The sequence below is a fragment of the Mycobacterium parmense genome (assembly GCF_010730575.1).
Classification (GTDB): domain Bacteria; phylum Actinomycetota; class Actinomycetes; order Mycobacteriales; family Mycobacteriaceae; genus Mycobacterium; species Mycobacterium parmense.
This window is the reverse complement of sequence record NZ_AP022614.1, coordinates 4,384,203-4,409,911: the sequence shown is the minus strand read 5'-3', so window position 1 is coordinate 4,409,911 and position 25,709 is coordinate 4,384,203. Positions and strand designations below refer to the sequence as shown.

24 protein-coding genes are annotated in these 25,709 nt (G+C 69.9%); 9 read left to right on the top strand and 15 right to left on the bottom strand.

Annotated features, from left to right (window positions below):
* Positions 1-73: 73 nt before the first annotated feature.
* The 6 genes from ag85B to glf form a co-directional block, all read right to left on the bottom strand.
* Positions 74-1,105, bottom strand: a complete 1,032-nt coding sequence (ag85B, locus tag G6N48_RS20330) for a diacylglycerol acyltransferase/mycolyltransferase Ag85B (protein ID WP_085270820.1) — start codon at positions 1,103-1,105, stop codon at positions 74-76.
* A 364-nt stretch (positions 1,106-1,469) separates the two neighbouring features.
* Positions 1,470-3,452, bottom strand: a complete 1,983-nt coding sequence (aftB, locus tag G6N48_RS20325) for a terminal beta-(1->2)-arabinofuranosyltransferase (protein WP_269475424.1) — start codon at positions 3,450-3,452, stop codon at positions 1,470-1,472.
* Entirely contained in the window at positions 3,439-4,347 is a 909-nt protein-coding gene (locus G6N48_RS20320; protein WP_085270818.1) for a decaprenyl-phosphate phosphoribosyltransferase, read from the bottom strand. Before G6N48_RS20320 ends, aftB begins: the two co-directional genes overlap by 14 nt.
* A complete protein-coding gene (locus tag G6N48_RS20315) occupies positions 4,344-4,898 on the bottom strand; it encodes a phosphatase PAP2 family protein (protein ID WP_085270817.1) in 555 nt (184 codons plus the stop codon). Before G6N48_RS20315 ends, G6N48_RS20320 begins: the two co-directional genes overlap by 4 nt.
* Positions 4,891-6,801 carry a glycosyltransferase gene (locus G6N48_RS20310; protein ID WP_085270816.1) on the bottom strand — a complete coding sequence of 637 codons (1,911 nt, stop codon included), beginning with the start codon at positions 6,799-6,801 and terminating at the stop codon, positions 4,891-4,893. Before G6N48_RS20310 ends, G6N48_RS20315 begins: the two co-directional genes overlap by 8 nt.
* A gap of 126 nt (positions 6,802-6,927) precedes the next feature.
* On the bottom strand, positions 6,928-8,175 hold the full coding sequence (glf, locus tag G6N48_RS20305) for a UDP-galactopyranose mutase (protein ID WP_139825921.1): 1,248 nt from the start codon (positions 8,173-8,175) through the stop codon (positions 6,928-6,930).
* A gap of 213 nt (positions 8,176-8,388) precedes the next feature.
* On the opposite strand from glf, the gene G6N48_RS20300 reads away from it, so the two are divergent.
* The 3 genes from G6N48_RS20300 to G6N48_RS28705 all read left to right on the top strand — a co-directional run bounded on the left by G6N48_RS20300 (position 8,389) and on the right by G6N48_RS28705 (position 12,740).
* The gene (locus tag G6N48_RS20300) at positions 8,389-9,357 is read left to right on the top strand and encodes a PirG (protein ID WP_179969891.1); all 969 of its coding nucleotides are present in this window, start codon (positions 8,389-8,391) and stop codon (positions 9,355-9,357) included.
* Positions 9,358-9,491: 134 nt separating this feature from the next.
* Positions 9,492-11,147, top strand: a complete 1,656-nt coding sequence (locus tag G6N48_RS20295) for an LGFP repeat-containing protein (RefSeq protein WP_179969952.1) — start codon at positions 9,492-9,494, stop codon at positions 11,145-11,147.
* Between the two features lie 90 nt (positions 11,148-11,237).
* The gene (locus G6N48_RS28705) at positions 11,238-12,740 is read left to right on the top strand and encodes a PE family protein (RefSeq protein WP_085270812.1); all 1,503 of its coding nucleotides are present in this window, start codon (positions 11,238-11,240) and stop codon (positions 12,738-12,740) included.
* A gap of 3 nt (positions 12,741-12,743) precedes the next feature.
* Here G6N48_RS28705 and G6N48_RS20285 read toward each other — a convergent pair whose 3' ends face one another.
* The 4 genes from G6N48_RS20285 to G6N48_RS20270 are packed head-to-tail and all read right to left on the bottom strand — an operon-like array spanning position 12,744 to position 15,885.
* Positions 12,744-13,559: a Cof-type HAD-IIB family hydrolase gene (locus G6N48_RS20285; protein WP_085270811.1), complete on the bottom strand. Its 816-nt coding sequence runs from the start codon at positions 13,557-13,559 to the stop codon at positions 12,744-12,746.
* 7 nt (positions 13,560-13,566) lie between these two features.
* Positions 13,567-14,352: a lysophospholipid acyltransferase family protein gene (locus G6N48_RS20280; RefSeq protein WP_085270810.1), complete on the bottom strand. Its 786-nt coding sequence runs from the start codon at positions 14,350-14,352 to the stop codon at positions 13,567-13,569.
* A gap of 14 nt (positions 14,353-14,366) precedes the next feature.
* On the bottom strand, positions 14,367-15,110 hold the full coding sequence (locus G6N48_RS20275; RefSeq protein WP_085270888.1) for a lysophospholipid acyltransferase family protein: 744 nt from the start codon (positions 15,108-15,110) through the stop codon (positions 14,367-14,369).
* A 7-nt stretch (positions 15,111-15,117) separates the two neighbouring features.
* Positions 15,118-15,885 carry a lysophospholipid acyltransferase family protein gene (locus tag G6N48_RS20270; RefSeq protein ID WP_085270809.1) on the bottom strand — a complete coding sequence of 256 codons (768 nt, stop codon included), beginning with the start codon at positions 15,883-15,885 and terminating at the stop codon, positions 15,118-15,120.
* Between the two features lie 144 nt (positions 15,886-16,029).
* Between G6N48_RS20270 and G6N48_RS20265 the strand changes: the two genes are divergently transcribed.
* Both G6N48_RS20265 and G6N48_RS20260 read left to right on the top strand, forming a co-directional pair.
* Positions 16,030-17,580 (top strand): MBL fold metallo-hydrolase, encoded by a 1,551-nt coding sequence (locus tag G6N48_RS20265; protein ID WP_085270808.1) that lies wholly within the window; start codon positions 16,030-16,032, stop codon positions 17,578-17,580.
* Positions 17,577-17,909: a hypothetical protein gene (locus G6N48_RS20260; RefSeq protein ID WP_085270807.1), complete on the top strand. Its 333-nt coding sequence runs from the start codon at positions 17,577-17,579 to the stop codon at positions 17,907-17,909. Before G6N48_RS20265 ends, G6N48_RS20260 begins: the two co-directional genes overlap by 4 nt.
* Here the strand turns inward: G6N48_RS20260 and G6N48_RS20255 are convergent.
* A complete protein-coding gene (locus G6N48_RS20255) occupies positions 17,906-19,462 on the bottom strand; it encodes a phytoene desaturase family protein (RefSeq protein ID WP_085270806.1) in 1,557 nt (518 codons plus the stop codon). The two genes, G6N48_RS20260 and G6N48_RS20255, sit on opposite strands and share 4 nt — an antisense overlap.
* Before the next feature lie 65 nt (positions 19,463-19,527).
* Positions 19,528-20,145 carry a TetR/AcrR family transcriptional regulator gene (locus G6N48_RS20250; protein ID WP_085270805.1) on the bottom strand — a complete coding sequence of 206 codons (618 nt, stop codon included), beginning with the start codon at positions 20,143-20,145 and terminating at the stop codon, positions 19,528-19,530.
* Between the two features lie 69 nt (positions 20,146-20,214).
* Between G6N48_RS20250 and G6N48_RS20245 the strand changes: the two genes are divergently transcribed.
* Positions 20,215-20,694 carry a DUF2834 domain-containing protein gene (locus G6N48_RS20245; RefSeq protein WP_085270804.1) on the top strand — a complete coding sequence of 160 codons (480 nt, stop codon included), beginning with the start codon at positions 20,215-20,217 and terminating at the stop codon, positions 20,692-20,694.
* 29 nt (positions 20,695-20,723) lie between these two features.
* On the opposite strand, the gene serS is transcribed toward G6N48_RS20245, so the two are convergent.
* On the bottom strand, positions 20,724-21,983 hold the full coding sequence (serS, locus tag G6N48_RS20240) for a serine--tRNA ligase (RefSeq protein WP_085270803.1): 1,260 nt from the start codon (positions 21,981-21,983) through the stop codon (positions 20,724-20,726).
* Between the two features lie 120 nt (positions 21,984-22,103).
* Here serS and G6N48_RS20235 point away from each other — a divergent pair, with 120 nt between their 5' ends.
* The 3 genes from G6N48_RS20235 to G6N48_RS20225 all read left to right on the top strand — a co-directional run bounded on the left by G6N48_RS20235 (position 22,104) and on the right by G6N48_RS20225 (position 24,075).
* Entirely contained in the window at positions 22,104-23,450 is a 1,347-nt protein-coding gene (locus G6N48_RS20235) for a septum formation family protein (protein WP_179969890.1), read from the top strand.
* Positions 23,451-23,454: 4 nt separating this feature from the next.
* Positions 23,455-23,805, top strand: a complete 351-nt coding sequence (locus tag G6N48_RS20230; protein WP_085270801.1) for a metallopeptidase family protein — start codon at positions 23,455-23,457, stop codon at positions 23,803-23,805.
* A 66-nt stretch (positions 23,806-23,871) separates the two neighbouring features.
* Positions 23,872-24,075 carry a hypothetical protein gene (locus G6N48_RS20225; protein ID WP_085270800.1) on the top strand — a complete coding sequence of 68 codons (204 nt, stop codon included), beginning with the start codon at positions 23,872-23,874 and terminating at the stop codon, positions 24,073-24,075.
* 8 nt (positions 24,076-24,083) lie between these two features.
* Here the strand turns inward: G6N48_RS20225 and G6N48_RS20220 are convergent, their stop codons facing one another.
* Both G6N48_RS20220 and pheA read right to left on the bottom strand, forming a co-directional pair.
* Entirely contained in the window at positions 24,084-24,770 is a 687-nt protein-coding gene (locus tag G6N48_RS20220) for a histidine phosphatase family protein (protein ID WP_085270887.1), read from the bottom strand.
* Positions 24,767-25,708, bottom strand: coding sequence for a prephenate dehydratase (gene pheA / locus G6N48_RS20215; protein WP_085270799.1), 942 nt, complete (start codon positions 25,706-25,708; stop codon positions 24,767-24,769). Before pheA ends, G6N48_RS20220 begins: the two co-directional genes overlap by 4 nt.
* Between the last annotated feature and the right edge of the window lies 1 nt (position 25,709).

Sequence of the window (25,709 nt, the reverse complement as noted above, 5' to 3'; positions counted from 1 at the left end):
ACCACGGCGCCGTGCCGAAACGACCGACGGCGGCAACCCCGCAGGGATTGCCGCCGCCGGTCGTGTGCTGTGTTTAGGTGCCGTCGTTGGTCGGGGCGGCCGTGGCCGGACCGGCGCCCGGCGTCGCGCCCAGCGTCGACTGCAGGTCAGGCTTCATGGCCTGCAGCTGCGCTCCCCAGTACGGCCAGTCGTGCGTGCCGTTGGCGTCGAAGTTCCACACCGCGTTGTGGCCACCGGCCGCGTTGTACGCGTCCTGGAACTTCAGGTTGCTGGTCCGCACGAAGCCCTCGAGGAACTTCGCGGGCAGGTTGTCGCCACCGAGGTCCGACGGCTTGCCGTTACCGCAGTACACCCAGATGCGGGTGTTGTTCGCGACCAGCTTGCCGACCTGCAGCGACGGGTCGTTGCGCGCCCAGGCCGGGTCGCTCGACGGGCCCCACATGTCGGCGGCCTTATAGCCACCGGCGTCACCCATGGCGAGCCCGATCAGCGACGGGCCCATGCCCTGCGACGGGTCCAGCAGCGCCGACAGCGAGCCGGCGTAGATGAACTGGTCGGGGTGGTAGGCGGACAAGATCAGCGCCGAGGAGCCGGCCATCGACAGGCCGACGACCGCGCTGCCGGTCGGCTTGACCTGCTTGTTGGCCGACAGGTACTGCGGCAGCTCGCTGGTCAGGAAGGTCTCCCACTTGTAGGTGGTGCAGCCGGCCTTACCGCAGGCGGGCTTGTACCAGTCGGAGTAGAAGCTGGACTGGCCGCCGACCGGCATCACGGTGGCGATGCCGGACTGGTTGTACCACTCGAACGCCGGGGTGTTGATGTCCCAGCCGTTGTAGTCGTCCTGCGCGCGCATGCCGTCGAGCAGATACAGCGCGGGCGCGTTGGCGCCACCGCTCTGGAACTGAACCTTGATGTCACGTCCCATCGCTGCGGAAGGAACTTGGAGGTACTCCACCGGCAGACCCGGGCGAGAGAACGCTCCGGCGGTCGCCGAGCCCCCCACAGCGCCGATCAGGCCCGACAGCAGAGCCGCCCCCACGGCCGCAACTGCGAGCCGGCGCGGCATCACTGCCGCGGCGCTGCGCAACCTGTCAACAAGCGTCATCCTTGCTTCCTCATCCTTCTGGCCTCTCGGCACATTCCTCCGATTGGGCGCATCACTCGATTGGGTCGGACTGCATGCGCTTAGCCGATTGCCCGGCGCCAAGCGCGGCAGTGCCCGTGTAGTCAACCACACCTTCTGCCATCCGGTCGCATCGAGGCGACGGCGCAAACGATTGTCCGACCGCCATTTCCGCGAATTCCGAATCCCGACCCGTCCGTGAAAAATAGCGTTTCGGCATGTGCCTGCCCGGCGCGACAGGCTGGTAGAGACCAAAATGTGATGTTGCTGTCAATCTCCGGTGACCGGGGTGGGGGCGCACGGGCGATCAGGCCGAGAAAAAGTTTCCGGACCACCGCCCCGGGCGCTACTCGCGCGGCGGTGGCGGCACGGTGTCGGGCAGCGGGAGGCCGCACCTGGCGAGCTCGTAGAGCGGCACGCGGTCGATCCGGTAGGAGGTGAAGTCGTAGGAGTGCAGCAGGTTGGACAGGAATCGGTGCACGGTCAGGGGCGCACGCACCGATCCCAGCACCGCCTGCGTCTCGGGACATTTCAGCGCCGCCACCGCCTCCGCGACCCACTGCTGGTCCAGGTAGCCGGGGATTCCGGGATAGGTCTTGACCCAGGGGCCGTCGGCGATCACCCAGTCCGGGAACAGGTTCTTGTCGTGGCCGATCCGGCCGTGCTTGAGCCGCTCGGTGTGCTGCGCGAGCGGGTTGGCCAGGCCGATCTGGTCGATCACCCTGACGTCGAGCCCGACGTTCATGCCGACCATGCCCAGATTGGTGAAAAACACTGTGTGCTGGGGCTTTTGGGGTGGGCTGCCCGGCGGCGGCTGCAGCATCGGCACCAGGTCCCACTGGATGTAGTTGCCCGACGGCAGCAGCAACGCGCCGTCCGGGGTGTTGTCGAGTGCCGCCAGGATGGCGGCCATCCGCGGGTAGCCCAGGTAGTCGGCGGCGGTCAACGGGTGCGCGTGCCCGGTGGCCTGCGCGTAGAAGCGGCGCTCGTCGACGATCCCGGAGTAAGTGACGTGGGTGGCGTCGTCGCCCATTCCCGGCGAGTTCGCCGCCCACAGCGACCATCCCGCCACGCCCAGCCAGAGCACCCCGGCGGCGCCCGCCACCCAATATCCAGTCTCCCGCGAGTAGTCCTGGCCGTCGGGAATCGGCACGGGGATCACGGCCACGGGGGCAAGCAAACAGAAAAGCGGGGCCAACAGCACCCGGCCGTGCATGAAATCACCGCCTTGGCGGATCCAGTACAACGCCTGCACCAACCCGCTGACCAGCACGAATGCCACCACCGCCGGGGGGCTCTGGACGGCGCGGGCGATCCGGCCGTAGTTGGGCGCCAGCGCCGGACGCAGGAACGACGGCCGCCGGCGGGCGAACACCATCAGCACCCCCAGCGGCACCAGCAGCAACGCGGGCACCCACACCGCGTACGGCGCGTCGAAATTCGACAGATAGACCATGCCCTGCGACCACTTGTCGCCGGCGGCGTCCTTGGCGAGGGCGGTCCCGGGTACCAGCAGGCCGTAGTAGCCCATCCGGAAGATCTCGTAGGCGACGGGCAGCAGGCCCCCGGCGAGCACGACCAGCCCCCGCCGGCGCCAGGTGCGGGCGGCGATCAGCATCATGATCAGCGCCAGCCCGCCCATCAGCGCCAGGTCCGGCCGGACCAGCACGCTCAAACCGGCGACGAATGCCAGCGCGCCGAGGAACCACGGGCTATCCGGCCGGTTGCGCACGGGCTGGCCCCAGCAGACCATCATCCACCACAGCAAGCCCAGGTAGGCCAGCGTCAGCCCGGTCTCCAGCCCGGACGTCGCAAAGTCCCGCGCGGGCGGCAGCGCGATGTAGGCGAAGGCGCCGGCGGGCAGCATGACCGCCTTGCGCAGCCGCAGGCTGGGCGCGTACAGCCGCGCGGCGCCGAGCATCAGCAGCGCCACGCCCAGCACCGAGAGCAGCAGGGCCAGCGCCAACGCGACGTATTCCATGCGCATCGGGCCGCCGACCCAGCTCCCGGCGTACATCAGGTAGGTCCAGGCCGTGGAGGTGTTGGCCTCCACCCTCTCGCCCTCGTTGAACACCGGCCCGTTGCCGGCCAGCAGGTTGCGCACGGTGCGCAGCACGATCAGGCCGTCGTCGGCGATCCAGCGGCGCTGCCATGCACCCCAGGCGAACAGCGTCGCGACCGTGGCCACCCCGATCCACAGGCTGACCCGCACGGTGAGGTCGTAGGGGAACGATGGTCTCCAAAGAAGCCGGCCGGGCCGCCTGTCCGCCGGCCGACGGCTCGACAATCGCGCCTTGAGGGCCTGCAGCTCGGGGCTAGCCGAAGGCAACGGCGGCCCCAACTGTCACGATCCACGCCACGGCCAGCAGCTGCAGCACCCGGTCGCGCAGCGCGATGTCCTCCGGCTCACCGGCGAGGCCGCCGTCGACGTCGACCGCGTAGCGCAGGATCGCGATGGTGAACGGGACCATCGACACCGCGAACCAGGATCCAGAATGGCGGTCGCGCTCGAACGCCCACAGCCCGTAGCACAGCACCACCGCGGTGGCCGACATCGTCCAGACGAAGCGCAGATAGGTGCTGGTGTAACTCTCCAGCGCCTTGCGGATGGCCGCGCCGGTGCGCTCGGCCACCTGCAGCTCGGCGTAGCGCTTGCCGGCCACCATGAACAGCGACCCGAACGCCACGAACAGCAGGAACCATTGCGACAGGGGGATTTTCGTGGCGGCGCCCCCGGCGATCGCCCGGATCAGGTACGCCGACGACACGATGCAGATGTCCATCACCGCTTGGTGTTTGAGGCCGAAACAGTATGCGAGCTGCATGCCGAGGTAGACGGCGATCACCAGCGCAAGATTGGGCGCCAGCCACCACGAAATGGCCAGGGAGGCCGCTGCCAGCACCACCGCCAGCGCGTAGGCCAGCCACTCCGGCACCACGCCCGCCGCGATCGGGCGGTACCTCTTGGTCGGATGCTCGCGGTCGGCGGCGATGTCGCGAACGTCGTTGACCAGATAGATCGACGACGCCGCGAGGCAGAACACCACGAAGGCCCCGGACACCTTGGTCAGCACCTCGGCGTAGTCGTAGCGGATCGGGCCGCCGAGCGCGGCCAGCGGCGCGGCCAGCACGATGACGTTCTTGACCCATTGCCGCGGGCGGATCGCCTTGACCACCCCGGCGATCAGGTTCCCCGGAGGCCCGGTTACCACGCCTTCGCTCATTGGGCCGCACTCCCTTCCAGACCTCTCGCCGCACGGCCGGTGATCTCCGCGACGCCGGCGCCCAGGGCGACGCCGACGGCCACGTCGCTCGGGTAGTGCACGCCCAGCAGCATCCGGGATATCGCCATCGGGGGAACCAGGACCGCGGCCAGTGGCAGCCCCCCCAACCCCGCCGCCCGTCCCAGCAGGATGGCCGCGGCCGTGGTGGAGGAGGCGTGCGCGGAGGGGAAGCTCAACCGGCTGGGCGTGCCGACGTGCACGGCGACGGCCGGATGATGGGGCCGGCGGCGCCGGACCACCCGCTTGACCGCCACCGCGGCGGCGTGCGCGGCGAACGCGCCGGCCCCGGCCACCAGGAACGCCCGGCGGCGGCCGGGCAGCAGGGCCGCGCCCAGGATCGCCGCGGCCACCCACCCGATGCTGTGCTCCCCGAAGTAGGAGAGCCCCCGGGCCACGGCGAGCGTGCCGGGGCGCCCGGCCAGCGCCGACTGGACGGCCACCAGGGCGGCCACTTCGCCGCGCGGCGCCTCAGAGACCGAGGCGTCAGGCATGTTGGGTCTTCTCGCGGGCCTTGTCCTCTGGGCCCGGCAGCAGCGCCGTCTCCCACTTCTGAGTGCTGGAAAGGACGGGCAGCGCGTCCCGGTACACCTTGCGCATCTCGTCGAACCGGCCGGTCAACTGGCGCTGGCGGCGCAGCGAAGCCAGCAGCAGCGACATCATCTTGGCGCGATTGCGCTGCCGGTACACCACCCCGCAGCCGTCGGCCGTCGTGACGGTCACGCCGTCGACGGTGCACAACCGGAACCACCGCGCGTCCTGGGTCGGCACATTGAATTCCGGCCGGCGGTGGTGGTCGGGGTCGGCCTTGGTCATGTTGTGCAGGATGCCGCGGGCCAGCCGGTAGCCGATGGAAAACGGGTTCACCGGCGGCTTCATGGCCTTGCTCTGGTACACCGGCGACGGCAGTTCGCTGGCGGCCGGCAGGACGACGGCGTCCGGGTACTGCTTGCGCATCCGGTGCACTTCCGGCAGCGCCGATTCCAGGATCGAGAAGATGTGCTCGGGACCGGCCAGGAAATCGTCGATGGCCCTGTTCTGGATCGCCACGGTCGAATATTCAAGACAGGCAAGGTGTTTCAGAGTGGCTTTCAGGTGGCTGCGGACCAGGCCGGTGACGTCACCGTCCCAGTGCAGCGCGGCGACCACCAGCCGGTTGCGCAGGTGGAAGTAGGCCTGCCAGTCGATCGCGTCGTCCTTGTCGCTCCAGGCCATGTGCCAGATCGCCGCGCCCGGCAGCGTCACCGTCGGGTAGCCGTGCTCTGCGGCGCGCAGTCCGTATTCGGCGTCGTCCCACTTGATGAACAGCGGCAGGGGCTGGCCCACCTCCTCGGCGACCTGACGCGGGATCATGCACGTCCACCAGCCGTTGAAATCGACGTCGATGCGCCGGTGCAGCAGCTTGCTGCGGTCGTTTTTGTCGTTGAGCGGGTACACGGCGAAGTCGTGGTCGTACTCGGCGTGCGGCGCGGCGGTCCACATGAAGTTCGACTGGTCGACCACCTCGCCCATGATGTGCAGGTGCGAGGGCTCCTGCAGGTTGAGCATCTGGCCGCCGACCAGCATGGGGCTCTTGGCGAAGCGGTGCATGGCCAGCACCCGCAGGATCGAGTCCGGCTCGATGCGGATGTCGTCGTCCATGAACAGAATCTGTTGGCAGTCGGTGTTTTTCAGCGCCTCGTACATCACCCGGCTATAGCCGCCCGACCCGCCCAGGTTGGGCTGGTCGCAGAGGGTCAGCCGATTACCCAGCCGCTTGGCGGCCTCCGGGAAGCGGGGATGGTCGCGCACCTTGCGCACACCCTGGTCGGGAACGATCACCGCGCCGATCACCTCGTCCACCAACGGGTCGGCGGTGAGCGCGGCCAGCGCGTTGGCGCAGTCCGCCGGGCGGTTGAACGTGGGGATGCCGACGGCGATGTTGGCCTTGACCGGCGGGGTCCCGGTCGCATACCAGCCGCCGCTGAGCAGGGTCACCTTGGTGTCGGTGGTGATGTCGAACCACACCCAGCCGCCGTCCTCGAACGGCTGCAGCCCGACCTCGACCTCGACCACCTGCGCCTCGTCCTCGGCCCCGCTGAACTGGCGGCCCTCGACGAAGATGCGCGCGCCGGTGGCCTTGGTGCGGTAAAGGTCGACGCGCCCGGCGCCGGTCACTTCGACGCGCAGCACCACCGACGTGCAGATGCTCCAGCGGCGCCAGTAGCTGGCCGGGAAGGCGTTGAAGTACGTCGCGAACGACACCTCGGACTCCGCCCCGATCTGCAGCGACGTGCGGCTCGTCGCGTGGGCGCGCCGGGCGTTGGTGGTCGACTCCTCGAGGTAGAGCTTGCGCACGTCGAGGGGCTCACCCGGGCGCGGCAGGATGATTCGGGACAGCAGGCTCACGGCGGTCACTGGTGCCGCTCCTCCTCATTGCTTCGTCCCCCGCAAGCGGGAGGTGCCCCCACTGCATCGTCGCCGGCACGGGTCATTGGTGCCGCTCCTCCTCATTGCTTCGCGCTGCATCGTCGCCGGCACGGGTCATGCGTGTGCGCTTTCGGTGTCAGCGAGCGGGGCGCCGTCACGCAGGTGCGGCGCGAGGGTGTTGTCGTACATATTCAGTGCGCTGGCGATGGCCATGTGCATGTCCAGGTATTGGTAGGTGCCCAGCCGGCCCCCGAACAGCACTCCCGACGACGCCGTCTCGGACTTCGCCCTCGCGCGGTAGGCGGCCAGCAGGGCGCGGTCGGCTTCGGTGTTGATCGGATAGTAGGGCTCGTCGTCGTCCCCGGCGAACCGCGAGTACTCCCGCATGATCACCGTCTTGTCGTTCGGGTAGTCGCGCTCGAGGTGGAAGTGGCGGAACTCGTGGATGCGGGTGTAGGGCACGTCCAGGTCGTTGTAGTTCATCACCGGCGTGCCCTGGAAATCGCCGATGGGCAGGACCTCGACCTCGAAGTCCAGCGTGCGCCAGCCGAGCCGGCCCTCGGCGTAGTCGAAGTAGCGGTCCAGCGGCCCGGTATAGACCACCGGGGCCGACGGCGACTCCCGGCGCAGCAGGTCGCGGACCTCGAACCAGTCGGTGTCCAGCCGCACCTCGATGCGGTCGTCGTCGGCCATCTTCTCCAGCCAGGCGGTGTAGCCGTCGACCGGCAGGCCCTCGTAGGTGTCGCTGAAGTACCGGTTGTCGAAGGTGTAGCGCACCGGCAGCCGGGTGATGTTGGCCGCCGGCAGCTCCTTGGGGTCGGTCTGCCACTGCTTGGCCGTGTAGCCCTTGACGAACGCCTCGTAGAGCGGCCTGCCGATCAGCGAGATGGCCTTCTCCTCGAGGTTCTGCGCGTCGGCGGTGTCGATCTCGGCGGCCTGTTCGGCGATCAGGCGCCGGGCTTCCTCGGGGCTGAAGTACTTGCCGAAGAACTGCGACACCAGGCCCAGGCCCATGGGGAACTGGTAGGCCTGCCCGTTGTGCATGGCGAAAACCCGGTGCCGGTAGTCGGTGAACTCGGTGAACTGCCGCACGTAGTCCCAGACCCTCTTATTGGAGGTGTGGAACAGGTGCGCGCCGTACTTGTGGATCTCGATCCCGGTCTGCGGCTCCGCCTCGGAGTACGCGTTGCCACCGATGTGCGGGCGCCGCTCAACCACGAGCACGCGTTTCCCGAGTTGGGTAGCCACGCGCTCGGCGATGGTCAGGCCGAAGAATCCGGAGCCGACGACATAGAGGTCAAAGCGACTGGAAGGAGAAGTCATCGGTTGCTTAGGGTATCCGACTGCGGCAGCGCAACCCATTTGGCGAGGCTGGGGAGTCGGGGTTGATCCTGCCGGGCCGCCGAACCGGCAGGGTCACAGTCGGTATCGCATTTATCTCACGATTCAATATCACCACTCTAGTCACAGCAATCCCACTCGTACCATCGACTTGTGTGGTTCATGCCGGATGCGACCGGCAGGACACGCCACACGAAAAGTTCAGATTGAGTTGTCCAGATTGAGGAGACTTCCGTGCCGAACCGACGCCGACGCAAGCTCTCGACAGCCATGAGCGCGGTCGCCGCTGTGGCAGTCGCGAGTCCTTGCGCATACTTCCTTGTCTACGAATCGACCTCCGCCGGCAAGCAGCCCGAGCACCACGAGTTCAAGCAGGCAGCCGTGATGACCGACCTGCCCGGCGAGCTGATGGGCGCGCTGACCCAGGGGCTGTCGCAATTCGGGATCAACATGCCCCCGATCCCCGCCCTCAGCGGCGGCGGCGCCAGCACGACGGGCCTGACCGGCCCCGGCCTGGGTACCCCGGGCCTGGGGACCACCGGTTTGACCAGCCCCGGCCTCACCAGCCCGGGCCTGACGAGCCCCGGTCTGACCAGCCCGGGCCTGGCAAGCCCCGGCCTGTCGCCGACCACCCCCGGGCTGACCGCGCCGGGCGCGCTGCCGACGACCCCGGGCGTCGGTGGCCTGACCACCCCTGGCGCGGGCCTCAACCCCGCGCTGACCAGCCCGGCCGGCGGCCTCGGCACCCCCGCGGCCGGCGAAGTGCCGATCACCACGCCCGCCGCGCTGGACCCCGGCGCCGACGGGACGTACCCGATCCTCGGTGACCCGTCCACCCTCGGCGGTGGCGGCGGCGGGGGCGGCAACGGCGGCGGCGGGCTGATCAACGACGTGATGCAGGCCGCCAACCAGCTGGGCGCCGGGCAGGCCATCGACCTGCTCAAGGGCCTGGTGATGCCGGCGATCACGCAGAGCATGCAAGGCGGCGCCGGCGCGCCGGGCGCGCTGCCGGGCGCGGCGGGTGCCCTCCCGGGTGCCCTGCCGGGCGCGGCCGGTGCTCTGCCCGGTGCCGCGGGTGCGTTACCGCACGCGGCGGCCGCGCTGCCGGGCGCCGCCGGTGCCCTGCCGGGCGCGGCGGGTGCACTGCCCGGAGCTGCCGGCGCTGCCGCGCCGGCCGCGGCGGCACCCTTGCCTCCCGTCTGATTCGCCGAACCTGTCACCCGACGGCACCGCGGAGTCACCTCACACTCCGCGGTGCCGTCGACATTTCGGCGCAATTCGGGCAGCCCTCGGTCGTGTCGTCACATTGATAACATCAGAAACACACGTAACATCAGCTGGTGTCCCGTGGTCGCGCACCGACGATGCTGATGACCGCCGTCATCGCCACCGTCGTGATCGTCTCGTGGATGACGGGCACGGCGCGTGACCGTGACCCCGCGTCCGGACCACAGCGGCGCGACACCCTGCTCGCCGAACAGCCGCTGGTTGGACTGGGCGGCGGCGTCACCGTGCGAGAACTCACCCAGGACACACCGTTTTCCCTGGTGGCGCTCACCGGCGATCTGGCCGGCACATCCACCCGGGTGCGCGCGAAGCGGGCCGACGGGTCGTGGGGACCCTGGTATCAGACCGAGTACGAGACCGCGGCACCCGATTCGGCGGCGCCCGGCGCGCCGGCCGGAGCGCTCGAGGGGCCGCGCAGCACAGACCCGGTCTTCGTCGGCACCACCACGACCGTCCAGGTCGCCGTCACCCGACCCGTCGACGCGCCGCTGACGCAGCCGCCCGCGGCGCCGGCGGCCTCCGAGGGCCTCGGCTACCGGCCCGCGTCCAGGGAACGGCCGTTCGGACAGAACATCTCCGCGATCCTCATCTCCCCTCCCCAGGCGCCGCCCAAGCAGAAGTGGACGCCGCCGGCCGGCGTGCTGATGCCCGGCCAGGCGCCGCCCATCATCAGCCGCGCCGAGTGGGGCGCCGACGAGTCACTGCGATGCGGTAGCCCCCAGTACGACAACGGGATTCGCGCGGCGGTGGTCCATCACACCGCGGGCAGCAACGACTACTCGCCGCTGGAGTCCGCCGGGATCGTCAAGGCCATCTACACCTATCACAGCAAAACCCTGGGCTGGTGCGACATCGCCTACAACGCGCTGGTCGACAAGTACGGCCAGGTGTTCGAGGGCAGCGCCGGGGGGCTCACCAAGGCGGTCGAGGGCTTTCACACCGGCGGCTTCAACCGCAACACCTGGGGCGTGGCGATGATCGGCAACTTCGACGACGTCCCGCCCACCCCGATCCAGCTGCGCATGGTCGGCCGGTTGCTGGGCTGGCGGCTGGGCCTCGACGGCGTCGACCCCAAGGGCACCGTGGCCTTGGAGTCCGCCGGCAGCCACTACACGGTCTTCCCGGCGGGTGCGGTCGCCACGCTGCCGACGATCTTCACCCACCGCGACGTCGGGAACACCGACTGCCCGGGAAACGCCGCCTACGCGCTGATGGACGAGATCCGCGACATCGCCTCGCATGTCAACGATCCGCCCGAGGAGCTGCTCAAGGCCCTGGAGGGCGGCGCCATCTACCAGCACTGGATCGACATGGGCGGCATGAAGAGCTATCTGGGCGCGCCGACCTCCCCCGAGGACGACGCCGAGGGGTCGGGCGGTGTGGCCCGCTACGTCACCTTCGCCAAGGGCGCGATGTACTGGTCGCCCGAAACCGGTCCCCAGCCCGTCACCGGCGCGCTTTACGACGCGTGGGCCTCACTCAGCTACGAGCGCGGGCCGCTCGGGTTGCCCACGAGCGCCGAAATCCAGGAGCCGCTGCAGATCACGCAGAACTTCCAGCACGGAACCCTCAACTACGAGCGGCTCACCGGGAACGTCACCCAGGTCGTGGACGGCATCACGACGCCGCTGTCGACCGAGCCGCCGGAAGGCCCGACCGTGCCGGCCGAGCATTTCTCGCTACCGAGCCATCCCGGCACCGCCTGAACCGCGCAGTTCGCACACGAGTGTGGCACCGGTCACAGTAGGCTCGACCTGCCTGGCCGATCAGGGGGTTCGAGTCGAGGGGGGACCGCCGTGTCGTTCGTGTTGACAGCACCCGAGGCGGTGACGGACGCCGCCGGCAACCTCGCCGGGATCGGCACCACGCTCGAACGGGCCGCCGCCGCGGCGGCGGGACCCACCACCGGGATCGCGGCCCCGGCCGCCGACGAGGTCTCGGTGGCGATCTCACGGGTGTTCGGCACGTACGGACAGCAATTCCAGGCGCTCAGCGCCCGGGCGGCGGCGTTTCACGACGGGTTCGTGGGCCTGCTGAACGGCAGTGCGGCCGCCTACGTCGGCACCGAGGCCGCCAACACCGAACAGGCGCTGATGGCCGCCGTGGAAGCGCCCGCCGCCGCCCTGCCGGTCGGGGCCTATGGGCAGCTCGTCGCGAACACCACCGCCAACCTGCAGTCCCTCTACCGGGCGTGGGCCGCGGACCCGTTGCCGTTGCTGCGCCAGATCGTGGCCAACCAGCAGGTCTACGCGCGGCAGTTCGTGGCGGCGCTCGCCGGCGCGATCGCGAACCTGCCCGCCGAGCTGGCGAACCTGCCCGCGGCGGTGCAAAGCGGCGTGCAGGGACTGTTGACCTTCGACGCCGCGTACTACGTGCAGCAGTTCGTCGCCACCCAGGTCGGCTTCGCCCAGACCTTCGCCTCGTCGCTGAACGACGCGCTCACCGGCATCGTGGCCGGGCTGCCCGGCCTGCAGTCGGGACTGCAGGCGGCCTATCAGGCCGTGCTGGCGGGCAACTACTACGGCGCGGTGCAGGACGTCGCGCAGGCCTTCGCCAACCTCCTGGTCACCGGCTTCAATCCGGGCACCGTGACCACCTCCCTGCTGACTCCGCTGACCAACCCGACGGTGGTGGCCACGGTCAACCCGACGATCCTGGGCCCGCTGGGGGATCTGTTCACCATCGCCAACCTGCCCGGGCAGGAGGCGCAGTACCTCACCAACCTGATTCCGCCGTCGGTGTTTCGGCAGATGGCGCAGAACCTCACCAATGTCCTCGACGCGCTGTCGATTCCAAGTATCTCCGCGACCGTCACGCTGCCGCTACTGGCGCCCACGACCGGCTCGCTCAGCGCTTTCTTCGGGCTGCCGCTGGTGCTCACCTACGCGGTGATGGGGGCGCCGATCTCGGCCCTCAACGGCCTGGCGACCAGCGCGACGGCCGTTCAGCAGGCGCTGCTGGCCGGCAACGGCGTGGGGGCGCTGGGGGCGCTGTTCGACGCGCCGGCCGCAATCGCGAACGGCTTCCTCAACAGCGACACCCTCGTGGACTTCACGATCCCGGTGCCAGTGACGCTTCCGGCACCGTTCCCCAGCTTCAACGTGCCGATCACCCTGCACCTGCCGTTCGACGGCATTCTCGTTCCACCGCATCCCATCACGGCGACCATCGACCCGAGCGCCCTGGGTTTCGGCCCCACCCCCGTGACGATCTTCGGCACGCCCTTCATGGGGCTGGTACCGCTGTTGGTCAACTACCTGCCCGAGCAACTCGCCGCGGTGATCGTGCCGGCGGCCTAGCGGCTAGACCCACCAGCGTTCCAGCACCCGTCCCACCCCGTCGTCGCTGTTGGACGCCGTCACCTCGTCGGCGGCGGCCATCACCTCGGGGTGGGCGTTGCCCATCGCCACGCCGTGGCCCGCCCACAGCAGCATCGGCAGGTCGTTGGGCATGTCGCCGAAGGCGACCACCTCGTCGCTGCCGATCTCGAGCGGCCGGGCGAGCTCGTCCACACCGGTGGCCTTGCTGATGCCCAGCGGCACGATCTCCACGAGGCCGTTGTTGGTGGAGTAGGTGATGTCACCCTCGATGCCGACGTGCTTGGCCAGCTCGGCCGCCATGTCGGCGCTGCGGGCCCCGGCCCGGCGGATCAGCAGCTTGATCGCCGGGGCGCTGAGCAGGTCCTCGATGGACACCTCGGTGTTGTCGGGGTTGAGCCACGCGTGCTCGTAGCCGGGCGAACTGATGAACTGCGGCGTGGCCGTGTCGTGGGCGCGTTCGCCGATCCGCTCGACGGCCAGCCCCGCGCCCGGTATGACGCGCGTGGCGAGCTCGGCCAGCTCGGCCAGGGTGTCGACGCTGAGCGTGCGCGCCGACACCACCCGGTCGGTCGCGGAGTCGTAGATCACGGCGCCGTTGGCGCACACGGCCATCGGCGCGAATCCGAGGGCCTCGACGACCGGCCGGATCCACCGCGGGGGACGCCCGGTCGCCACGACGAAGGTGGCGCCTGCGGCCACTGCGGCAAGGACGGCGTCTCGGGTGCGTGGGGTGATGGTCTCGTTTTCGTCGAACAGCGTGCCGTCGACGTCGCAGGCGATGAGTGCCGGCTTCGTCATTGCGGGCTCAATGGAGCCCGCTTTGGCTTTGACCGGGGCGCGTCACGCCGTCGGTCCCGTGCCTTTTCATGCGCTCCTGCAGCTCGGCCAGCCGAATCGCCCGCGAATCGTCCTGGGTCGGCGCGGAGCCGCCCAGCCGCCGGGGCACCCAGAACTCTCCCGGCGGATGCGGATATTCGGCCTGGACCCGGTAGAGCAGCGCGTTCATCTGCTCGCGCAGGGCGGCGTTGAGCTGTTCGACGGTGCCGTGCGGCGGCAGCGGCCGCCCGGCGGCGACGGTGATCGGCACCTTGTTGCGGAACACCTTCTTCGGATGATCCTTGGGCCAGATCCGGTGGGCGCCCCAGACGATCACCGGGACGATCGGCACGCCGGCCTCCACCGCCATGCGGGCGGCCCCGGTCTTGAACTCGCGCAGCTCGAAACTGCGGCTGATGGTCGCCTCGGGGTGCATGCCGATCAGCTCGCCCTGCCGCATCCGCCGCACGGCCAGGTCGAACGCCTCGTGGCCCGCGGTCCGGTCCACCGGGATCAGCCTGGCGTGCCTGATGACGTAGTCGGCCGCCTTCACCTCGGCCATCTCCGCCTTGATCATGAAGTACGCGCGGCGGCCCCGCTCGCGCACGCCGAGCAGGGTCGGAAGCCAGTCGAGGTAGCTGGTGTGGTTCTGGGCCAGGAGCGCACCGCCGCGCTCGGGGATGTTCTCGAGGCCCTCGAAGGTGATCTTGGTGCCCTGCATGGCCACCAGCGGCGGGACGATCAACTCCCCCAGCCGGTAGAAGGCCTCCGCCATGTCCTCTCCTATCGCTACTCGGGCCGGCGCGGCGCCCGGCTCGCCGCCTCGTCGGCCTCTATCCGAGCGGCCTGCTCCAAGGTCGGCGCCCCGCCGCCCAGTCGGTGCGGCACCCAGTACGCGCCCGACGGGCGCGGGTAGTGCTGCTGCACCTGGTGCAGCAGCGTGGTCATCGACTCGCGCAGCGCGGCATCGGTCTGCGCGAGGTCAGCAGCCGGGCGCAACGGCGCACCCACCTGCACTGTAATGGGCACCTTAGTGCGGCCTAATTTCCGCGGGTGGTCCTTGGTCCAGATCCGCTGCGCGCCCCAGACGATCACCGGCACGATCGGGACGCCGGCCTCGATCGCCATCCGCGAGGCCCCCGTCTTGAAACCCTTGAGTTCGAAGCTGCGGCTGATCGTGGCCTCCGGGTAGACGCCCACCAGCTCACCCTCGCGGAGGCGCTGCACGGCCACCGCATAGGCACCGGCTCCCGCGCGGCGATCCACCGGGATGGTGCGCGTGTGCCTGATCAGGAAATCGACCGCCCGCACCCGCTGCATCTCGGCCTTGATCATGAACCGCAGCCGCCGGCGCCGCCGGTGCACGGCGAGCGCGGCGGGCAGCCAGTCGACGTAGCTGGTGTGGTTGATCGCGACGACAGCGCCGCCCCGCTCGGGGATGTTCTCCACGCCGCGGTAGGTGATCCGGGTTCCGGTGGCCGCAACCACCAGCTGGGCGAGGATTTCCAGCGAGCGGAACGTCGGCTCCACCATCGCCCCGCTACTCCGGCGGGTCTGCCGCCTGGGCGCGGCGAGCCGCACGGGCGGCGGCATCCTCGGCGTCCATCCGGGCCGCTTCCGCCAGCGACGGCGCGCCGCCGCCGAGCCGGCGCGGCACCCAGTACTCCCCGGCCGGATGGGGCCCGTACATCTCCTGCGCCCGCTCCAGCAGGTGCTGCATCCGCGAATGCAGCAGGGCGTTCAGCTCCGCGGTGCCCAGCGTCGGTTCGATCCGCTCGCCGACGAGCACGGTGATCGGCACCTTCGGGCGGAACAGCTTCTTCGGGTGACCCTTGGTCCAGATCCGCTGCGCGCCCCAGACGATCACCGGGACGATCGGCACGCCGGCCTCCACCGCCATGCGGGCGGCTCCGGATTTGAACTCTTTGATCTCGAAGCTGCGGCTGATGGTGGCCTCGGGGTAGACCCCGACGAGCTCGCCGTCCTTGAGGTTGCGCACCGCGGCCTCGTACGACGCGGCCCCTTCCTGCCGGTCGACCGAGATGTGCCGCAGGCTGCGCATCAGCGGGCCGGTGATCTTGCTGTCGAACACCTCCTGCTTGGCCATGAACCGCACCTTGCGGCCGCGGCCCTGCCGGAAGGCGGGCAGGCCCGCGAAGGTGAAGTCCAGATAGCCGGTGTGGTTGATCGCGATGACGGCGCCACCGCTTTCCGGCAGGTTCTCGACGCCTGAAACGGTGATCTTGAGACCCTGGATGCGCCAGATCAGGCGGGCGAGCGCAATGACGGTCCCGTATACCGGCTCCACAACAGATCAGCGTAATGCTCGGGACTGTGAGGCACCTGCAGTGCCGTTGGCGGGGCAGGGCCGCCGGCGGCGGGCCGAACGGCGCGCCGCACGCTAAGCTCGGGGGCGCAAAACCCCTACCCGAGAAGGCGCCGGAAGGTATCTGTGCAGGTCACCAGCGTCGGGCACGCCGGATTTCTCATCGAGACCCCCGCGGGCAGCATCCTGTGCGACCCCTGGGTCAATCCCGCGTACTTCGCGTCCTGGTTCCCCTTCCCGGACAACAGCGCGCTGGACTGGGACGCCCTCGGCGACTGCGATTTCCTCTACGTCTCGCACCTGCACAAAGACCACTTCGACGCCAAGAACCTCGCGCGCCACGTCAACAAGGATGCGGTGGTGCTGCTGCCCGACTTCCCGGTGCCCGACCTGCGAAACGAGTTGCAGCTGCTGGGTTTTCACCGGTTCTTCGAGACCACCAGCGGGGTCAGGCACCGCGTCGCCGGCCCCGGGGGCGACCTGGACGTCATGATCCTCGCGCTGCGGGCCCCCGCCGACGGCCCGATCGGCGACTCCGCGCTGGTGGTGTCCGACGGCGTCACGACGGCCTTCAACATGAACGACGCCCGTCCCGTCGACCTGGACGTGCTCGACGCCGAGTTCGGCCACATCGACGTGCACATGCTGCAGTACTCCGGCGCCATCTGGTACCCGATGGTCTACGACATGCCCGAGCGCGCCAAGGAGTCGTTCGGGGTGCAGAAGCGGCAGCGCCAGATGGACCGCGCCCGCCAGTACATCGCCCAGGTCGGGGCGAGCTGGGTGGTGCCGTCCGCCGGGCCGCCGTGCTTCCTGGACCCCGAGTTGCGCCACCTGAACGACGACCACGGCGACCCGGCCAACATCTTCCCCGACCAGATGGTCTTCCTGGAGCAGATGCGCGCCCACGGCCACGAGCGCGGGCTGCTGATGATGCCGGGTTCCGCGGCGGACTTCACCGGCTCGACGCTGAATTCGCTCACCCATCCGCTGCCCACCGACGAAGTCGAGGCCATCTTCACCACCGGCAAGTCGGCCTACATCGCCGACTATGCCGAGCGGATGGCGCCCGTGCTGGCCGCCGAGCGGGCGAGCTGGGCCCCGGCCGGCGGCGAGCCGCTGCTCGAGCCGCTGCGCGCGCTGTTCGAACCGATCATGCTGGCCAGCGACGAGATCTGCGACGGCATCGGCTACCCCGTCGAGCTGGTCCTCGGCCAACAGACCGTCGTCCTGGACTTCCCCAAACGCACCGTGCGGGAACGGGTTCCCGACGAGAGGGTGCGTTACGGTTTCGCGATCGCGCCGGAGTTGGTCCGTACCGTGCTGCGCGACCACGAGCCGGACTGGGTCAACACGATCTTCTTGTCCACCCGCTTCACCGCTTGGCGGGTCGGCGGCTACAACGAATACCTGTACACCTTCTTCAAGTGCCTGACCGACGAACGGATCGCCTACGCCGACGGCTGGTTCGCCGAGACGCACGACGACTCGGCGTCGGTCACCATGGACGGCTGGCAGATCCAGCGCCGCTGCCCGCACCTGAAGGCTGACCTGTCGAAATTCGGTGTGGTGGAAGGTAATACGCTGACCTGCAACCTGCACGGGTGGCAGTGGCGGCTGGACGACGGCCACTGCCTGACAGCGCGGGGCCACCAGCTGCGGAGCGCGCGAGCATGAACGCGACTTACGATGACGGCCTGATTGCGCTGGACCGCGCCGCGATCACGTTGCGGCGCTACCACTTTCCGTCCGGGACTTCGAAGGTGATCGCGCTGGGCTCCATCCGCGGATACAAATCCGAGCGGCTGGGATTCTTCGCACAGCGGCTGCGGATCTGGGGCAGCTCGGACCTGCGCCGCTGGCTGCCGCTGGACATCGGCCGTCCCTTCAAGTCGACGCTGATCACTCTCGACGTGCCGGGAACCTGGCCGCGTCCCGCGTGCACGCCGGCGCGGCCCGACGAGTTCACCGCCCTGCTCGACGAGTTGCTCGGCGAGCGCGGCTAGCGGTCTTCGAGCGCCGCCCGGCCGGCGTTGTAACCGGGGATGAAGGTGATCCCGGGCCCGCCGTGGCAACCCGCGCTGCCCAGGTACAGCCCGCTGATCGGGATCGGTTGGCCGACAAACCCCTTCGGGCCCGGCCGGTTCGGGCCGATCTGGTCGGCATTGAGCAGCCCGTGGCAGTAGTCGCCGCCGGGCGCCCCGAACATCACGCCCATGTGCCGGGGCGTGAAGGTGGTGTGCCGGATGATGCTGGATTCGAAGTTCGGGGCGAGGCGCGTGATCTTGTCAATCACCCGCTGACCCATTTCCACCTTGGCCTGCCCGTAGTCGGCGCCGCCCTCGATGGGGAACCACAACGCGAACGCCGACGCGGCGTGCTTGCCTTCGGGCGCCAGCCCCGGGTCGTTCTGCGACGGAATCTGCAGCACGACCGTCGGGTCGGCCGGGACGATCCCGCGGCGGCAGTCCTCCCACTGCCGCTGGACCTCCTCCGGCGTGCAGAACAGGCCGATGGACGCCTGCATCGCGGGTTCGTTGAGCGCCTCGTAGGGGGCGGCGAACGCGGGTGCCTCCTCGAGCGCGAAGTGCATCTGCAGGTAGCTGCCGCGGTGGTCGATGCGCGCGTACCGTTCCCGGATGTCGGCGGGCAGGGCGGCCGGGTCGATCATCTCGTTGAGCGTGACGTCGGGCGCGATGCCGGAGACCACGACCGGGGCGTTGAACGTGTCGCCCGCTTCGGTGCGCACGCCCGTCACGCGGCCGTCGGAGACGACGATCTCGGTCACCTTGGTGCGCAGCCGGACCTCGCCGCCCAGGCTTTCCAACAGGTCGCACAGGTGCGCGGTCAGCGCGCCGATGCCGCCGCGCAGCTTCTTCATCTGCATGGTGTCCCCGTCGGGCACGCCCAGCCCGAAGGCGAGCGCCGCCGCGCTGCCCGGGGTCGCCGGTCCGCGGTAGAGGGTGTTGACGGCCAGCACGGTCATCGAGCCGCGCAGCGCGCCGTGCTTCTCGCGGTCGGGGAGGTACCGATCCAGCACGTCGGTGACCGAGCCGAACAGCATGTCGTCGATCGCCGAGCGCTCGAATTCGTTGGTGGCACAGGCATACATCTCGTCGAACGTCTTGGGCGGAGCGCCGGCCTCGAACCGGCCCAGCGCCCGCGTCGGCGCCTGGCTCCACGCCATCAGACCCGCCATGCCGTTGACGGCGTCCGCGCCGTGCACCTCGTTGAGATGGGTGAAGAGCTTGATCGGGTCGCTGTACTGGACCAGCGGATCGTCGCCGACGCCGCGCAGCGCCACCGACATCACGTCCAGATCGATCGTCGGCAGGGTGTCCAGCCCCAGCGCCTCGACCACCACGGACGACGTCGGAAACTGCACCGAGCCGGCGATCTCGAACCGGTACCCGTCGAAAAGCTCCACCGTGGAAGCCATTCCGCCGGCGTACAGCTTGGCGTCCAGACATACCGTGCGCAGGCCCGCCTTCTGCAGCACCACCGCAGCGGCCAGCCCGTTGTGGCCCGCCCCGATAACAATCGCGTCGAAATCAGCCATGTCCCTGCCTCCGGAAAGCAGGCTGGCATGAGGCGCATGTTTTGTCAATTATGACGAAACTTGAGTCAGGCCTCGTCGGCCCAGGCCTCGGTGATGCCGGCCCGCAGCGACTCGAGCGCCGCGTGGCACACCCGCGCCAGCTCGCTCAGCGACCGGTCGTCGCCGAGCATCCAGAACTCCATCGCCCCGAAAACCGCGGCCGCCACGCAACGGGCCGTCACCGCCGCGCGCAACCGGGAATCGGGCGTGTGTGCCGAGTTGCAGCTACGCCGTTGCAGCTGCGCGCGGATCGACTCGGCGAAGTCGGCCTGCACTTCCTGGATGTGACGGACGATGCGCCCGGGGTCAAGTTCGTCGTCTCGCAGCGTTGCGATCTTCGCCACCGCCTCAACGTCATAGGGGAATGCGAAGATCGCCGCCTGCACGGAATCGATGATCGGTTCGCCCACCGGCCGTGCGTCGAGTGCGGCGCGGAACCAATTCAGCCCGGTGTAGTCGGCAAACAGCAGGTCATGCTTCGACCGGAAGTGGCGATAGAACGTCCGCAGCGACACCCCGGCGTCCGCCGCGATCTGTTCGGCCGAGGTGTCCTCGACGCCCTGCGCCAGGAATCGCACGAGCGCCGCCTGTCGCAGCGCCTCGCGGGTGCGCTCGCTGCGCGCCGTCTGCGCGGGCCGGACCATGCCAGTAACGTACCCCAGGCGGGTTTTGTCAGTCTTGACAAAACTTTGTGCCGCACGGAGACTTCGCGCATGATCTGGCTCTATGTCCACGCGTTTCTCGGGCTGGCCGTCATCGGCTGGATAATCGCGTCGAACCCGAGCGTCTACGCCAAACCGGCTGCGGGACCGTGGCTTTCGCCGCTGGAGCTCGTCTACTACGCCGCGGGGATCGCCTCGATTCTGTTGGGCTGGTACTTCAACATCCATTTCGTGCTCGACGCGCACGGGCAGGGATCCATCGTCTCGGGGCCGGCGAGTTATCCGCACTTCCTGCGGATGCAGTTCGCCAATCCGGCCGCGGGTTCGGGGGACCAGGATTACATCATCGCGAATGTCATTCTGCTGCCGGTGTTCACGATCGTCGACGGCTACCGCCGCGGCATCCGCCGTCCGTGGCTGTTCTTCCTCGCCAGCTTCTTCACCAGCTTCTCGTTCCCGCTCGCCTGGTACTTCGCCACCGTGGAGCGGCAGCGCCGCCACGAGCGTGCCCGCGAGACCGTGAACGCCTGAGCGTCCGGCGCGTCCGGCGCGTCCGGCGCCTACGTTTTGGGCTCCAGCAGCTCGGTGCCCACGAACGGCACCAGCGCGTCGGGAACGCGCACGCTGCCGTCGGGCCGCTGGTGGTTTTCCAGGATCGCCACCAGCCACCGGGTGGTGGCGAGCGTGCCGTTCAGCGTGGCGGCGACCTGCGGCTTGCCGTTGGCGTCGCGGTAGCGCGTCGAGAGCCGGCGCGCCTGGAAGGTGGTGCAGTTCGACGTCGACGTCAGCTCGCGGTAGGCGCCCTGGGTGGGGACCCACGCCTCGCAGTCGAACTTGCGGGCGGCCGAGGACCCCAGGTCGCCGGCGGCCACGTCGATCACGCGGTAGGGCACCCCGATCAGGGCCAGCATCTCGCGCTGCCAGCCGAGCAGCCGCCCGTGTTCGGCCTCGGCCTCCTCGGGCGGGCAGTAGACGAACCCCTCGACCTTGTCGAACTGGTGCACCCGGATGATGCCGCGGGTGTCCTTGCCGTAGCTGCCGGCCTCCCGCCGGAAGCACGACGACCATCCCGCGTACCGCAGCGGGCCGCCGGAGAGGTCCAGGATTTCGTCGGCGTGGTAGCCGGCCAGCGGCACCTCCGACGTGCCGACCAGGTAGAGGTCGTCGGCCTCCACCCGGTAGATCTCGTCGGCGTGCGCGCCGAGGAACCCGGTGCCGGCCATCACCTCCGGGCGCACCAGCACGGGCGGGATCATCGGGATGAAGCCGTTGTCGACGGCCAGCCGCAGGGCGAGCTGCAGCAGGCCCAGCTGCAGCAGCGCGCCCCGGCCGGTCAGGAAGTAGAACCGCGACCCCGACACCTTGGCGCCGCGCTGCATGTCGATCAGCCCGAGGGACTCGCCGAGCTCCAGGTGGTCCTTCGGGTTGTCGAGTACGGCCGGCTCGCCGACCACGTCGAGGACGCGGTAGTCGTCCTCGCCGCCGGCGGGCACACCGTCGATGACGACGTTGGAGATCGCCATGTGCGCCGCGGTGAACGCGGCCTCGGCTTCGCTCTGGGCGGCCTCGGCGGTCTTCACCTGCTCGGCCAGCTCCTTGGCGCGCGCCAGCAGCGCCGGGCGCTCCTCGGGTGACGCGCCGCCGACGCTCTTGCTGGCCGCCTTCTGGTCGGCGCGCAGCGCGTCGGCCGACGAGATCGCGGCCCGGCGCTCCGCGTCGGCCGTCAACAGCGCGTCTACCAGGGCCGGGTCCTCGCCGCGGCTGATTTGGGAGCGGCGCACGGCGTCGGGGTGTTCCCGGAGCAGCTTCAGGTCGATCACGGCCCTGAGACTACTTTCGGCGCCGCGGCCCGGTAGCGCAGCATCCCGCCGGGCCGGTCTCAGGCGCTACTTCTGCAACTTTCGTCACGGGACTTAGCTGGCCCTGTCAGAATGGAGCCGATGTCGCACGAGCCCGAGCAGGACGCCGTGGAGCCCACGCAGAGTCCGCCACCACCGGAGCCCACGGAGAGTTCCGAGGCTCCGGCGGTCTCCGAGGCCCGCGACGCGCCGCAGCAGCCGCCGGCCGCCCCCCGCTGGCCGCGGAGCCTGCAGGCGACGGCCACCAGGCGGGCGCTGCTGCTCACCGCGCTCGGCGGGCTGTTGATCGCCGGCCTGGTGACCGCGCTGCCGATCGGCGGCAACGGCCCCGGCCGGCTGGCCGGCTACATCGACAGCGATCCCGTGCCGAGCACCGGAACCAAGAGCAACGCGGCGGTCAACCGCGCCAACGGCGGCGACTGCCTCATGTGGCCCGACACCACGCCGGAGTCGGCGAGCATCGTCAACTGCGCCGACGACCACAAGTTCGAGGTGGCCGAGTCCATCGACATGCGGACGTTCCCGGGCTCCGAGTACGGGCCCAACGCCGAGCCCCCCACGCCGGCCCGCATCCAGCAGATCACGCAGGAGCAGTGCGAGGCCGCGGTCCGCAACTACCTGGGACCCAAGTTCGACCCGAACAGCAAGTTCACGGTCAGCCTGCTGTGGCCCGGCGACCGGGCCTGGCGGCAGTCCGGGGACCGCCGCATGCTGTGCGGACTGCAACTGCCCGGCCTGAACAACCAGCAGGAGGCCTTCAAGGGCAAGGTCGCCGACGTCGACCAGTCCAAGGTGTGGCCCACCGGCACCTGCCTGGGCATCGACTCGGCCACCAACCAGCCGATCGACGTGCCGGTCGACTGCGCCGCCCCGCACGCGATGGAGGTCACCGGCACGGTGAACCTGGCCGAGAAGTTCCCTGCCGGGCTGCCCGCGGAACCCGACCAGGACGGCTTCATCAAGGACTCGTGCACCAAGATGACGGACGCCTACCTGGCGCCGGTCAAGCTGCGCACCACCACGCTGACCCTGATCTACCCCACGGTCTCGCTGTCCAGTTGGTCGGCGGGCAGCCGCGAGGTCGCGTGCAGCATCGGCGCGACGCTGGGCAACGGGGGCTGGGCCACCCTGGTGAACACCGCAAAGGGTCACCTGCTGATCAACGGGCAGCCGCCGGTGCCGCCGCCCGACATCCCCGAGGAGCGGCTCAACCTGCCGCAGATACCGGTGCAGGTGCCGTCCCCCGCTCCCGCGAGCCAGCCCAGCGCCCCACCGGCCATCCCGCCCAACAACCAGCACCTCCCCGGCCAGCAACCGGCCGGCCCCCAGCAGGCCCCCGCCCCGCCGGCGCCGCCGGATGCGCTGGTCCCGCAGCAGCCGGGCGGGCCCGACGCGCCGCCGCCGGCCGAGCCCCCAGCGGCAGGCTAGCCGCGTGTCCGTGCGGATGGATCCGCAGCGTTTCGACGAGTTGGTCGCCGATGCCCTGGACCTGATCCCGCCCGAGCTGGCGGCCGCGATGGACAACGTCGTGGTGCTGGTCGACGACCGCCACCCCGACGATCCCGAACTGCTCGGGCTCTACGAAGGAGTGGCGCTGACCGAGCGCGACTCCGACTACGCCGGATCCCTGCCGGACGCCATCACCATCTACCGCGAGGCGCTGCTGGACGTCTGCGAGTCCGATGACGACGTCGTCGACGAGGTGGCCGTCACGGTGATCCACGAAATCGCTCACCATTTCGGCATCGACGACGACCGGCTCACGCAGTTGGGCTGGGCCTGAAGACGCCGGCAGACCCTCCCGGCGCGGCAGCACGAATTTGTCGCGCCGCGGTGCTATGAACGCCGTATGAGCCTTGAATGCCGCGACTGTCGGGCAGGCCTAGATCACTGTCACGGCACCATCATTCGCCACTCGCTGGGCCGGTCCTGGGGCCGGTCGGAGTGCACCGAGCCGGACTGCTTCAGCCCCGAGCTGCTGCCGCACGCCTTCGTCATCGACTGCGGCGCCGTCGGCTGCGACTGCGCCGAATCGATCGCGGTCGCGGTCTGACCCGGGCGTCAGCCCATCGGATCGGTGCTGGACCGCACCGCGTCCGCGACCGGCGTCGCCTCGGCCGCCGGGAAGAAGGGCGGCGTCAGCGAACCCCAGCGCACGCAGCTCCACCGACCGTCCGTGATCGGGCTCAGCGCCACCGATTCGGCATTGTCCAGGTGGTGGTCGAGCGCGAAGTTCCCGTCGACACCCGCCAGCACCGCGGCCGCCAGCCGGATCGCCGCACCGTGGCTGACGACGACGATGTCTCCATTCCAGTCGTCGTCGTCCAGGTAGCGCATGCGCAGGTCGGTCAGGGCGGGCACGTAGCGGTCCAGCAGGTCGTCGCCGGACTCCCCGCCCGGGAGCGGCACGTCGAGCTCCCCGTGATGCCATCGCTGGTAGATCGCGTTGAACTCCGCGATCGCCTCGTCGTCGTTGCGGCCCTCCAGCGCGCCGACCTGCACCTCGTGGATGCCGGTGACCGCCACGGCGGACATCCCGAACTCACCGCCGATGACGGCGGCCGTCTGGGACGCGCGGGTGGCCACCGAGTGCGCGAGCATCGCCGGCCGGCCCGCCGCGCGGGCGAACTCCCGGGCCTGGTCGCGGCCCAGCGTCGTCAGCTCCGCGCCGGGCGGGCGGGTGTCCAGCCGGCGTTCGACGTTGCCGTGCGACTGGCCGTGTCGGACCAGCACGAGACGCCCGCTCATGTCGCGGGCCCCCACTCGGGCTTGCCCGTCCGCAGCCGCTCCACCCAGTGGGTCGCCTCCTCGGATGGCGGTGGCGGCACACCGGCGGGCGCGCCCGTCGGCCATGACCCCAGATATCGCACATCGGCACAACGCCGGTGCAGCGCTTTGAGTGCCTCGGCGACGGCGTCGTCGTCGAGGTGGCCGACGCAGTCGGCGAAGAACAGGTAGGTGCCGAGTCCCGTTCTGGTCGGCCGCGATTCGATGCGGGTCAAGTCGATGCCGCGGATACCGAATTCGGCGAGCGCGGCCAGCAGCGCGCCGGGCCGGTTGTCGATGCGCAGCACCACCGACGTCCGGTCGGCCCCGGTCCGCGCGGGCGGCGGCCCCGGCGGCCCGATCAGCAGGAAGCGGGTGCGGGCGTTGGCTTCGTCGACGACCCCGTCGGCCAGGGCCGCCAGCCCGTAGCGGCTGGTGGCCAGCGGCGAGGTGACGGCGGCGTCGGCCAGGCCCTCGGCGACCTGCCGCGCCGCGTCGGCGTTGGAGTAGGCGGGACGCAGTTCGGCGCCGGGCAGGTGGGCGGCCAGCCACTGCCGCACCTGCGCTGCGGCCACGGGGAAGGCCGCCAGGCTGCGCACGTCGGCGACGCTCCGGCCGGTCTTCACCGCGATGCTGAACGCCACGTCCAGCGTGGTCTCGGCGTACACCTGCAACGGCGAACCGCCCGCCAGGCTGTCCAGCGTGGGCGTCACCGAACCGTCGATGGAGTTCTCTATCGGTACGCAGGCGTAGTCGGCGGCGCCGTCACGGACGGCGGCCAGCGCCGCCGGGGTGCTGTCGATCGGCAACCGCTGCAGCCCGTCGGCCGGCGGTCCGGGCACCAGGCCGGCGGCGGTGATCTGCAGCAGCGCCGCCTCGGTGAACGTTCCCTCCGGGCCGAGGTAAGCGATGCGGACCACG

Excerpts from the sequence above, each read along its gene's own strand:
- G6N48_RS20260 (WP_085270807.1), top strand. The coding sequence starts at position 17,577 with ATGAACGCGACTTACGATGACGGCCTGATTGCGCTGGACCGCGCCGCG.
- ag85B (WP_085270820.1), bottom strand. The coding sequence starts at position 1,105 with ATGACGCTTGTTGACAGGTTGCGCAGCGCCGCGGCAGTGATGCCGCGC.
- G6N48_RS20315 (WP_085270817.1), bottom strand. The coding sequence starts at position 4,898 with ATGCCTGACGCCTCGGTCTCTGAGGCGCCGCGCGGCGAAGTGGCCGCC.
- G6N48_RS20280 (WP_085270810.1), bottom strand. The coding sequence starts at position 14,352 with ATGGCGGAGGCCTTCTACCGGCTGGGGGAGTTGATCGTCCCGCCGCTG.
- G6N48_RS20235 (WP_179969890.1), top strand. The coding sequence starts at position 22,104 with ATGTCGCACGAGCCCGAGCAGGACGCCGTGGAGCCCACGCAGAGTCCG.
- G6N48_RS20225 (WP_085270800.1), top strand. The coding sequence starts at position 23,872 with ATGAGCCTTGAATGCCGCGACTGTCGGGCAGGCCTAGATCACTGTCAC.
- G6N48_RS20250 (WP_085270805.1), bottom strand. The coding sequence starts at position 20,145 with ATGGTCCGGCCCGCGCAGACGGCGCGCAGCGAGCGCACCCGCGAGGCG.
- G6N48_RS20320 (WP_085270818.1), bottom strand. The coding sequence starts at position 4,347 with ATGAGCGAAGGCGTGGTAACCGGGCCTCCGGGGAACCTGATCGCCGGG.
- glf (WP_139825921.1), bottom strand. The coding sequence starts at position 8,175 with ATGGGTTGCGCTGCCGCAGTCGGATACCCTAAGCAACCGATGACTTCT.
- G6N48_RS20255 (WP_085270806.1), bottom strand. The coding sequence starts at position 19,462 with ATGGCTGATTTCGACGCGATTGTTATCGGGGCGGGCCACAACGGGCTG.
- G6N48_RS20275 (WP_085270888.1), bottom strand. The coding sequence starts at position 15,110 with ATGGTGGAGCCGACGTTCCGCTCGCTGGAAATCCTCGCCCAGCTGGTG.
- G6N48_RS20285 (WP_085270811.1), bottom strand. The coding sequence starts at position 13,559 with ATGACGAAGCCGGCACTCATCGCCTGCGACGTCGACGGCACGCTGTTC.
- G6N48_RS20245 (WP_085270804.1), top strand. The coding sequence starts at position 20,215 with ATGATCTGGCTCTATGTCCACGCGTTTCTCGGGCTGGCCGTCATCGGC.
- G6N48_RS20220 (WP_085270887.1), bottom strand. The coding sequence starts at position 24,770 with ATGAGCGGGCGTCTCGTGCTGGTCCGACACGGCCAGTCGCACGGCAAC.